The organism is Candidatus Neomarinimicrobiota bacterium (assembly GCA_022573815.1).
GTDB lineage: Bacteria > Fidelibacterota > SORT01 > SORT01 > SORT01 > JACZTG01.
In genome coordinates this window covers 67,661-78,215 of record JACZTG010000009.1, presented here as the reverse complement: position 1 = coordinate 78,215, position 10,555 = coordinate 67,661, and the positions used below count along the sequence as shown (strand labels likewise).

Here is a 10,555-nt window from a genome sequence, read left to right as displayed (position 1 = left end):
CCGGTTTGCGCCAATAAGCTGCTGCTGACGATGCGACGTTATTCACATCCTGTAAAAGCGCGTCTCGCTCCGCGTTAACGGCGCCTGTCGTGAACATATTGATACCCACAACAACCGCAACACCAACAATAATGGTGCCGAGTACGATTAGCAGTAATTGTTGTTGTCCCATTTTTTATCTCCGGTTTCTGCGTGATTACTTATGGTGCTACTTAAGTATAAGCCAAAAGCGGTCGATTTTCAAGCTCTTATATTGGGGATAGAAACAGATTTTAGTCCCGAATTAGCCCCGTCTTGAGATTCAGAGAGTCTTACTTCAACAACACCATCTTCCTCGTCTGTACGAAATCGCCTGATTGAAAACGTAAGGTGAAAGCATAACGGTAATTGATGTTCTATTATTTACCCGAGTTACTTTTCTTCTTTTTGATTCGGCCCAGACCGATAATCAAGAATACGAACCAAACTATATAGGTTGGAAACCATACCGACCACCAATATTCACCACCAACACCCATCACGAAATAATTAAATAGGTTAAGAACAAAAGATATTGAGAGCCCTATTAAACCCATTCTAATAAAAGAAGATTTTTTATTCATCTGGAAAAAATTCATCCACATCATAATTAAAGTTATCAATTTCTAAATATAAAATCAACTAATGGAAAGAAATTAGTGTGACTCCTAGTGTGCCCACACAATGCTCACTAAAAGACATCAAACAACACGAATCGACACTAAACAACACTTACGTAAATCCCCGTATTTAGGGGCTATTAAGTCCATTATTGGCTCTATTATTTACTTTAGCCAAGTTTAAGGTATAGCGGGAGAGTCTGGGAATCGAACCCAGCGGAATTGACCTCCTTTAAACCTTTAATTCTCATAAACGTATGAGTTCTGGCACACACAAAAAGTGTCTCAAAAGCTAATTGTCAGAAACTCTCGATTTCATGAGTTTTGGTACTGCGAAAGGGTGTGTTAAAACTGACGTTTATTGGACAGGTTTAACTATTTTAAATCTGAGTCAACTTTTGGGATTAGGACAGATTTAAATTAGGCTACTTGTCAAATTAATTGTTACTGTTACCCAAAACCGTCTGAATTAATTGTCCGATCTCATCAATCTTATACGGTTTTTGTATAAAACCGTCTAAACCTAAACTTTCTGCTTCCTTCACCCTGTCAGATTCACTATAACCACTAACTATAATAGTCTTTTGGTTTGGCTTCATTTTGATTATCTCTTTATACACATCAAGCCCGTCCATATCTTCTTCAAGTATCATATCAAGCCATATTAGATCAGTTTGATTATTCTTTAAGTATTTAATAGACTCCCGACCACTATCAACACTTTTTACATCATATCCTAAGGCTGTTAATATTCTTGTGGCTATCTCACGCTGCTCCTCTCTGTCATCAACTACGAGTATACTACCACTACCCTTAGACACTTGTGTATCATTTTGTATTATTTCTTTTTTTTCTGTAGTTTCAGTGAAATAAATAGAGAATTTTGTTCCTACAGCCAACTTACTCTCTACATCTATATATGCTCCATGGTCTTTAAGTACATTATATACTACAGACAGTCCCAATCCAGTTCCCATTTTTCCAGTTTTCTTCTTAGTAGTAAAGAATGGATCAAATATCTTAGAAATGTTCTCTTCAGATATACCCTCTCCTTGATCTTCTATCGTAAGTAGATTATATCTTCCTTGATAAATATTTTTATCATTCAGTTCCCCATCTTTCACATTAATAGAAGATGTAGCAATACTAAGAACTCCTCCCTCCGACATAGCTTCAAAGGCATTATTTATAAGATTCATTATTACTTTAGGTAAGTGGGCGTCAGAGCCCTTAAATAGTAATGTACTTTCAGAAAGTTGGATATCAGTTACTACTTCAGGATTAAGTTTTTTAGCTGCATTATATTCGGCAGAATCAAGATAATCGTTCACAAGATCGTTCAAATCTAGCGTTTCCATCTTATAATTACCGCGACGGGCCAAAGCCAATAGGTCTGCGATTACATCAGCAGCTCTTTGCACTGAAGCGCTTATAGAGTCCAGATCTTTATATATTGGGTTACCTAATTCCAGATCCCTCCTTATCAGGTCAGGATACGCCATAATAGGGCCTATGATATTGTTCAAGTCATGTGCTACTCCACCTGCCAATAAACCCAATGACTCCATGCGCTCTGATTGTTTTAATTTCTCTTGAAGTTGTATTTTTTCCCGTCTATCCTGCATCTGTAAAGTCACATCCTTTATTATTCCTTGTATAGCAGGTTTACCCTCGTACTCAATTGAAGATGTATGGGCTTCAAGATCAATAATATGGCCAGTTTTGGTTATACACTTAAAAACATAATTAGGATCGATTTTCTCTCCCTTTTCTCTTGATTTAGAGCGCTGCGATATAAATTCTTTACTTTCAGAAGCTACCAAATCCATAAAATCAAAACTATCTGCAGAAACTTCTTCAAATTTATATCCTAGCATCTTCTCAAATGTCTCATTCACATATACATACTTATTACCCTGGAGTATATAAATTCCTACATTTGAATTTTCTACTAAACTGCGGTATTTTTCCTCACTTTCCGCAAGTGCTGCTTCCGCTTGCTTGCGTTCTGAAATATCAGTAAACAGTCCGTACGCGAAAGTGTGATCTTCTTCAGTGCTTAGTGATATAGCTCTGTCATTAATCCAAATCCATCTGCCATCTTTGCGTTTTATCCGAAACTCAACATCATAATTACTCTCACCAGCGAATAATAGATTCCAAGCTGTTTGAACCATCTCTTGATCATCCCGATGAATTTTGGATGACCATGCCTCGCTTCCAGCTTCATAAATTTCCTCCGGAGTGTAACCGAATACTTTCTCCACATTATCGCTCACGAACGATGAACTGCCATCAAGCTCAGTGATCCATGTGACATCCGGTAAATTTTTTACAAGATTCCTATATTTCGCCTTACTCTGTTTTAACCTCATTTCGGCGACTCTGCGTTCAGTTATATCATTTAATACGGCAATACTCCGCATGAAAATACCCTTTGAATCATATTCAGCTGCTGCGGAAAGCAAAGTATCCATTATCTCGCCATTTTTCTTAACAAACTGATAGTTAACGTCATGTGCATATCCCTTTTTCATAAAATCAGGCAACGCATCGTTCACCGCATACAGTCTAGACTCCTTGGTGAGAAAATCTATTACTTTTTTACCGATAACTTCACTCCGTTCGTAGCCGAAAACGTCCAGCCATTGATCATTCACGTCAACAAGATTGCCGGCCTTGTCAATCGAGTGCAGCATCACTGGCGTCTTAACATAAAACGATTTATACCGTTCCTCACTTTGATGTAGTTCCACTTCCGCTAGTTTACGTTGACTAATATCAAGCACTATGGAGCCGATACCGATTGGCTTACCCTGTTTATTAGGTATAGGAAACAGATAGTCCATTAAATAGATGGCCTTATCAGGATCTTTTGGTAGAATAATGTTGAATTCACGACCAAGAACAGCTTTGCCATCATTCATTATTTTCCGCATCATAGGTAGGAGATTTTTCTTTGCATCAGGCAATACTTCGAGAAGAGTTTTTCCAATATGATATTTTATGGGATATCCATTAATATCAGCGAGATTTTGATTTATATTAACATATCGCAAATCCGGGCCTTCAAGAATAGCAATTCCTGCCGGCGAGTGCTCAAGAAGTGATTCTAATATTTGTGCTGTATCAAGTGACAGGTTTTCTTTTAAGTCAGCATCTGCGCGTCTACGATCGGTAATTTCGGTTCCATATAAGTAAAACGATTTGGCGCCTATATCTTTTACAATTGAAAATTGATATTCCTTGCCATTTATCGAATTATCCAGTTGGAATGGTTTCGAGCTTGTGATTTTTTTCAGGCTAGATTTTTGTAATTTAGTAAGTATTGAGAAAATGGATTTCCCGGCTAAACGTTCATTGAAAGCTTCGGATGCAGCATGATTAGCACTGATGACAATACCATCGTAGTTTGTTTGCAGAACAGGTGCGGGATTATTTCGAGAGAAAGCTGCCTGGACAGTTAATTCTTCCATATCAAGCACTAACTTGGCGCTTGGCTTGCGAGATACTTTTGATTCTGAGAGTGACCTTTTCGGTAAAGATTTAGCGCCCTTCACTAAGAATCCTTGTATTCAGTGGTCGTCGTGCACATAGTAATTTATCCCCCTCCGTAGTTAATAGTATAAAATTATGAAGCTGATTAGTCAAGCCTAAAATTTAAATCAGACTTAGTTATACCGATAATTTAATTCAGCTCGAACAGACGTTTTATCAGTTAGCATAAACCTGCTCCATATATTTGAAACAGTATAGTAAACGAATATTGCAAAGCTGAGACGTCTGGGAATCGAACCCAGCGGATGTGAATTTTACAAGTCTTGTATTAACAATCTATTAGGTGCTTAATGATATTGATAATATGTATACTAAACGATAGTTTTAGGAAATTCTCACTTCAACAACACCATCTTCCTCGTTTGGACGAATTCGCCTGCTTGGAGTCTGTAGAAGTATGCCCAAGTGGCAGAGAATGTTGCGTCACACAGTGTGGGTGGCGCTAATAGGACCCTGCTCCTCCTGATTCTTCTCCTTCTTCTCCATCCGACTGAGCAATGACATTAATGGCGCCGGTCATGGCGGCTCCGTGAACCCTACAATAGTATTTAAACGTTCCTTCAGTATCGAACTTATGGGAAAAGGTGCCGATAGATATAACTCCACTGTCGAAGCTGCCGTTTGGGTTTGGTGAAATACCACCGGTTACACTGTGACCAATGTTTCCCTGCCAATTCCATTCAACAGTTTTCCCGACAAAGATGGTTTTCTCGGTCACGCCATAGAAACTATCATTTACTGTGATGGAACTGTTTCCGGTGCCGGGGTTATTAATCTCTTTCTCGCCACAGCTTAAAAGCACACCACAACCCAGAACGATGAGACTTAAATACATTCTAAATACACTTAATTTTTGAAACATATTCTCTCCTAATCTACCTAATTTGATTAAATAAGATTAGAGTTTTTTAGCACAAGACCCTTTACTTCTTATCTTCAAATAATCAATACGAAGGAAAGTTGTTATCGGATTTACTTGTTATAACAAATTGAATCTAAGGTAATTCCGCTACTATATCCCTGTATTCTTTCTCAGTAAATGCCCGCATTGTCTCAGTGCTGACGTTACCTGCCGACGCGATAGCAAGAGCAATCTTTGTCGCAGTTTCGGCATCTGGTGCTTCGCTCACTGTTACTAAGTCATATTGGCCATTCACCATGTAAAACTTTTTCAACTCAGCACCCATAGATTGGATTAATTCTCGGGCAGCATCGAGTCGATTGGGACTCTCCTTTATGTTCTCTATTCCCTGTTTAGTGTACCGATATAGTGTGATGTAAGTAGCCATGGCAATACCTCCTACTTTTCTTTAGATAGACATTATACCATATAATATACTGATTATTCTCACTTCAACAACACCATCTTCCTCGTCTGGACGAATAGGAATTACCTTACAGCTTTATATCCACCATGAACTCCATCTCGCGAATAAACAATCTGCCAGAGCTGAATTTTCCCCGATCGAAATGAGCCAGCCATGCTAAGAAGATAATAAGTCCACATACGATAAAATCTCTTATCATATTGGTCTTTAAGGTTTTCCCAATTTCCGATAAAATTTTTATGCCATTGCATTAGTGTTTTATCATAATCTGATCTAAAGTTATGCCAATCCTCCAAAATAAAGAATCCTTCCGATGCTGCACTGAGTTGTTTTTCGGAAGGCAATACAGCATTTGGAAATATGTATTTGTTAATCCAAGGATCTGTAGATCGACTTGATTTCTTACTTCCTATTGTATGTAATAAGAACAAACCATCTGGTTTAAGATTTTTAGATACTACCCTCATAAAGTTCCTAAAATTTCTATAACCGACCGCTTCAAACATTCCAATAGAGATTATATGATCAAACTTTTGATCTACGTCTTCATAATTCTGAAAGCGTATCTCAACGGGCAACCCCTTACAAAGAATTTTGGCAAGTTCAATCTGCTTGTGTGATATATTAATTCCTACTACATTCACCCCATAATTTTCTGCTGCGTACTTAGCAAAGCTACCAAATCCACAACCGATATCTAATATGTGTTGACCGGATTTTAAGTCAATTTTTCGGCAAACTAAGTCGAGCTTGGCCTCCTGAGCATCATTTAGATTGCCGGCATTGTCCCAGTACGCACAGGTATATACCATTCTTTTATCGAGCATATTTTTGAATAGCCCATTTCCAAGATTGTAATGTTTATCCGCTACTTCTTTAGATTTTAAACCAGACTGCATATTTAGGATACCCGATTTAAATTTGAGTAGTATTTCATTTAGCTTTCGAGGTTTTTCGTACGGGGTTATTTTTAATAATCTATTAATAAATTCATCTAATAGAGAACAATCCCACCAACCATCCATATACGATTCTCCCAATCCGAGGGAGCCTTTTAGAAAAACTTTTCTATAAAACCTGTCATCTTTAACTTGGAGGTCGAATGGTCGATCGCCATTAATTTTAATACCATTTAAACTGAGACGTTTTTGTACGTATTTTTTAAAGATATCCATAAAATCAAGGATTCCAATATTGTCAATAGTTGCAGAACATTCGATATCACTTTTAATCTTTTAAAAATCTAAATTGCCAAGATCCTTTTTTTATTTCAACAACACCATCTTCCTCGTCTGGACGAAATCGCCTGCTTGGAGGCATAACGGGAATGTATATTCTATCATTTACCCGAGTTACTTTTATTCTTTATGATTAGACCGATACCTATAATCAAGAATACGAACCAAACTAAATAGGTTGGAAACCATACTGACCACCAATTTTCACCACCAACACCCAGCACGTAATAATTGAAGAGGTTGAGAACAAAAGATATTGAGAGCCCAATTAAACCCATTCTAATAAAAGAAGATTTTTTATTCATCTGGACAAATTCATCCGCATCATAATTAAAGTTATCAATTTCTAAATATAAAATCAACTAATGGAAAGAAATTAGTGTGACCAATATGTGCCAACACAAAGCTCACCAAAAGACATAAAACAACACGAATCAACACAAAACAACACTTGGGTAAATCTCCGATATTAGGTGATTATAAGGTGTTATTGGCTCTATTATTGGAATACACTACTTTCGAGGCATAGCGGGAGAGTCTGGGAATCGAACCCAGCGAAATAATCCCTACTAGCATTAGGTTTCTTTTGAACCTAGGATCTATTTTCTCGCATTTAACACGTTCGAAATCCATGCCCTGCTGAACCCAAGGTGTCTAGATAAATCCGACTGATTCCATTCGTTATCTTTCATCAATCGCCGAAATTTATATGCTCGATTCGTCCTTCGATCTTTGCATTTATCGAGATACTCGGCTCTTGTTAACCGAGTGTTCTCATTTGTTTTTTCTATCGGACAATTAGTATAAAAATCTGCTAAAATACAACCATTTTGTATTCGTAAATTTAGATTATTAAGAGCCTTAAGCCTATATTTATATTGATGATAGGTAATACGAATGGTAAATCCGATGCTAATCGGCCACTTTTCATTCATCATCGGAATAATTTTCTAATTTCCGTTGGCGAAACTTCCTTATTTCTCTCCGTCGTAAATTTCCCCTCTTTTTAGCGTATATGTATTACAGAGAAAAGGGTCATTTTAACGCCCACTTTTCGCATCATTTACAAATAATCAATATGGAGGTTAGTATGAATAAAAATATCATCAGTACTATTAGCGGATTCATATGAGAATAATAGGAACTCTAAGAATCTAAGCCTAAAAGCCTCCTCAAAATAATAACAAATTTAACAGGAGGTGATCATGGGATACATGGAATTGTATACAGGTTTAGAGAGGCATTCTGATAGAATATCGAGAGGTGATAAAGATCTTAAACAAGATCTCCTATGTCTTACGTATACAAATTATCGTAGTAAACTTTCAAGGGGAACTGAGCTTACGATTGGAGAATTAGTAAATTTCATGCAGCTCAGGGCTGGTGAACTCAGACAAGGTAAACTTCTGTATTTCGGAAACCGTGGTCATCAGGGTTCTAAAGATGTTTACTCAAAAGTAAGATACTACAATGGTGACGTAAAGATATTGCATTTAGATGGTGTAGTAGGAACAGATGATCTGTTGATGGACTCATTCCATAGGAGAGCGGCACCTATTGCAGACAAAATTGCGTTTAGGATAGATTTTCAAAACTTCCTAACCAATCTCTCTGAGAGAGACCGATCGATTCTAATCAAAAGAATGGAGGGCTATCAATTGAAAGAGCTCTCATCACTTTTCAATAGTACACCTTCAGGAATATCCAAACGCTTAAGGAGGATAGGTAAAGAGATTACAGTTTCATTGAGTATTCCAAAAGATCTAGCTATCTCTTTTGGAGTTGCTTGAACAAATTAACCGTTTAAAAGGGGTCGTTTCTTTCACCCCTTTTTTAGTCTGCGTAAGAAAGCGCTATAGTATGTTATTATACATTTAAGGAAAGTTCTAAATTGGCCATATTTCGCATCAAAAATTGCTAATTCGTGAAATTGGATACATATGTGTCCTTTTATATCCAATCTCGAATGCTTATCTTTCTAGTTCATATCATTACTGCCTTTAATTTATATTTAATGATAATTTTCCGATAAGAGTATTTTTGCGAAGAAACTCAGCTCTGTATCGGTTTTCGTTGTTTAGTTTATGCAAGTATCTAGCGGTTGTTGCGAGCTGACTATACCCCGCAAACACCTGAATTGTAAATATATCATAGTCTTCACTCAGCAGATTACTCAACGCATAATGCCTTAAGCTGTGAGGAGAGACATCTGTTGATATTCCAGCTTCCTTACAGGCCTGTTTGATGATATACTGGACTGCCCTCGGTACCTGTCTATAAATATTTTCAGCGCGGCGGAATAAACGTTATCTGAATTGTAAGAATTACCCTTCGTACAGGTCCCCTGCATTGACTATCTTCAAAGCATCTTTATTTATGTTCAATTCGTATGATTCGATCAGCTTATCCTCATCCAACAGCTCCTGAGACACGCTGCCTGCCTGATAGCTGATAGGTGTTTTCTCTCCGGAAAGGAGCATGTCCCGGACTTTCTCCGCTTCCTCAGTAACAATAGCTACTTTCAGGTCATCGGATTGCAGATATTTCTTAACCGCTGCGTTTACATCCTCAAGAGTGAGTTTCGGAAGCTCTTCAGCTATCTTATCAATGAAAAAACTGGTGCCGTACCAGTCGGAATCCAGCGCATAGCCGAGTCTTCTGCTTGCTGTTTGAACCCATAATTTTGAATAGTTCAGCAGGTACTTGCGTGTAGTCTCGAATTCCTCTTCAGAGAGACCTTCGGAAACGAGCATATCCAATTCTCTTATCGCCTGCTTCAGCGAGAATAAAGCATTCGCATGAGAAACAGGGCGAATCCAGATGCTGAAAAACTGTTGCCTCCGTGGAACATTGGGAACCGGAAAATGGCTTCCGCCGTCCTGTATAAAATTCTCTATATAAGAGTAGTCGCCGTAATTCAATCCGCGATCTTCGCGCATATGAACCATCAATTTACCATTGAGCGACCTATGCTCACCGAGATATGAGTTGGCAACCATAAGCGCGTAAAAATCTTTGTCCGAACGGGTAACATCAATTGGAGCGCCAATTGAAATTGCAGCGCCGTCGTTATCTTTTTTGACTATGATTACTTCTATGCCGCTGATAGGCTTTGGCTCAGGAAGCTCAACAATTGCCGGAGCGGTTTTCCTTAAAACGGAAAAATCTGCTCGCATTTTTTCTATGAATCCGTCGGGGTATCCACCGGCGACTCCAATTACCATATTGTCCTGAGTATAGTTAGCCGCGGCGTACGCCTTGAGGTCGTCAATCGTCAGAGATTCCAGCGACTTAACCGTTCCCGGTCCTATCCGGCTATACGGGTGTCCCTCATAGATAAACAGATTAAGAGCGACTTTCCCGAGGTTTTCATCGTCATTGCTTCGCAGGGTATTCTTTATGTAGTTCGAGTGCATATCAACAATCCGTTTGAAATCCGACTCATCCCATCGCGGATTCAAGATGAGATTCTTGAACAGTTCATAGAACTCTTCGAGGTGATCTATGTGCACTTCCCCGGTAAAAACCGTCACCTCATTATTTATCTGTTGACCTATATTTGCCGCCATCGGATAAAGAGCCTGCACAACATCATTATATGACATATCCCCTGTACCACCGTTCGCCATTACGGTAGCGGTGATAGCGGCGATTCCCTCTTTCCCTTTCGGTTCATTGATTGTCCCGCTTTTAAACAGGATTCTAAAGGATATCAGGGGTGAGTGGGCGCTTGGTAACTCTGTGACTTTCAAATTCATTCCTTTTTTTGGGGTCATCTTAACGTTTGAACTTG

At 38.4% G+C, this 10,555-nt stretch carries 8 protein-coding genes; 1 reads left to right on the top strand and 7 read right to left on the bottom strand.

All coding sequences use genetic code 11. The features are described from left to right. The 5 genes from IIB39_05605 to cfa form a co-directional block, all read right to left on the bottom strand. A partial coding sequence (locus IIB39_05605) for a hypothetical protein (GenBank protein ID MCH8928177.1) occupies nt 1-172 on the bottom strand: 172 nt, incomplete at its 3' end. A gap of 903 nt (nt 173-1,075) precedes the next feature. Continuing rightward, nucleotides 1,076-4,198: a PAS domain S-box protein gene (locus IIB39_05600; GenBank protein ID MCH8928176.1), complete on the bottom strand. Its 3,123-nt coding sequence runs from the start codon at nt 4,196-4,198 to the stop codon at nt 1,076-1,078. 440 nt (nt 4,199-4,638) lie between these two features. After that, nucleotides 4,639-5,058, bottom strand: coding sequence for a hypothetical protein (locus IIB39_05595; GenBank protein ID MCH8928175.1), 420 nt, complete (start codon nt 5,056-5,058; stop codon nt 4,639-4,641). Between the two features lie 133 nt (nt 5,059-5,191). Continuing rightward, a complete protein-coding gene (locus tag IIB39_05590; GenBank protein MCH8928174.1) occupies nt 5,192-5,485 on the bottom strand; it encodes a GYD domain-containing protein in 294 nt (97 codons plus the stop codon). A 101-nt stretch (nt 5,486-5,586) separates the two neighbouring features. Beyond that, a complete protein-coding gene (cfa, locus tag IIB39_05585; protein MCH8928173.1) occupies nt 5,587-6,699 on the bottom strand; it encodes a cyclopropane fatty acyl phospholipid synthase in 1,113 nt (370 codons plus the stop codon). A gap of 1,268 nt (nt 6,700-7,967) precedes the next feature. Between cfa and IIB39_05580 the strand changes: the two genes are divergently transcribed. Then, the gene (locus IIB39_05580; protein ID MCH8928172.1) at nt 7,968-8,552 is read left to right on the top strand and encodes a sigma-70 family RNA polymerase sigma factor; all 585 of its coding nucleotides are present in this window, start codon (nt 7,968-7,970) and stop codon (nt 8,550-8,552) included. A gap of 210 nt (nt 8,553-8,762) precedes the next feature. Here IIB39_05580 and IIB39_05575 read toward each other — a convergent pair whose 3' ends face one another. Both IIB39_05575 and IIB39_05570 read right to left on the bottom strand, forming a co-directional pair. After that, entirely contained in the window at nt 8,763-9,044 is a 282-nt protein-coding gene (locus IIB39_05575; GenBank protein MCH8928171.1) for a tyrosine-type recombinase/integrase, read from the bottom strand. A 42-nt stretch (nt 9,045-9,086) separates the two neighbouring features. Beyond that, nucleotides 9,087-10,514 carry an insulinase family protein gene (locus IIB39_05570; GenBank protein ID MCH8928170.1) on the bottom strand — a complete coding sequence of 476 codons (1,428 nt, stop codon included), beginning with the start codon at nt 10,512-10,514 and terminating at the stop codon, nt 9,087-9,089. Nucleotides 10,515-10,555: the final 41 nt, after the last annotated feature.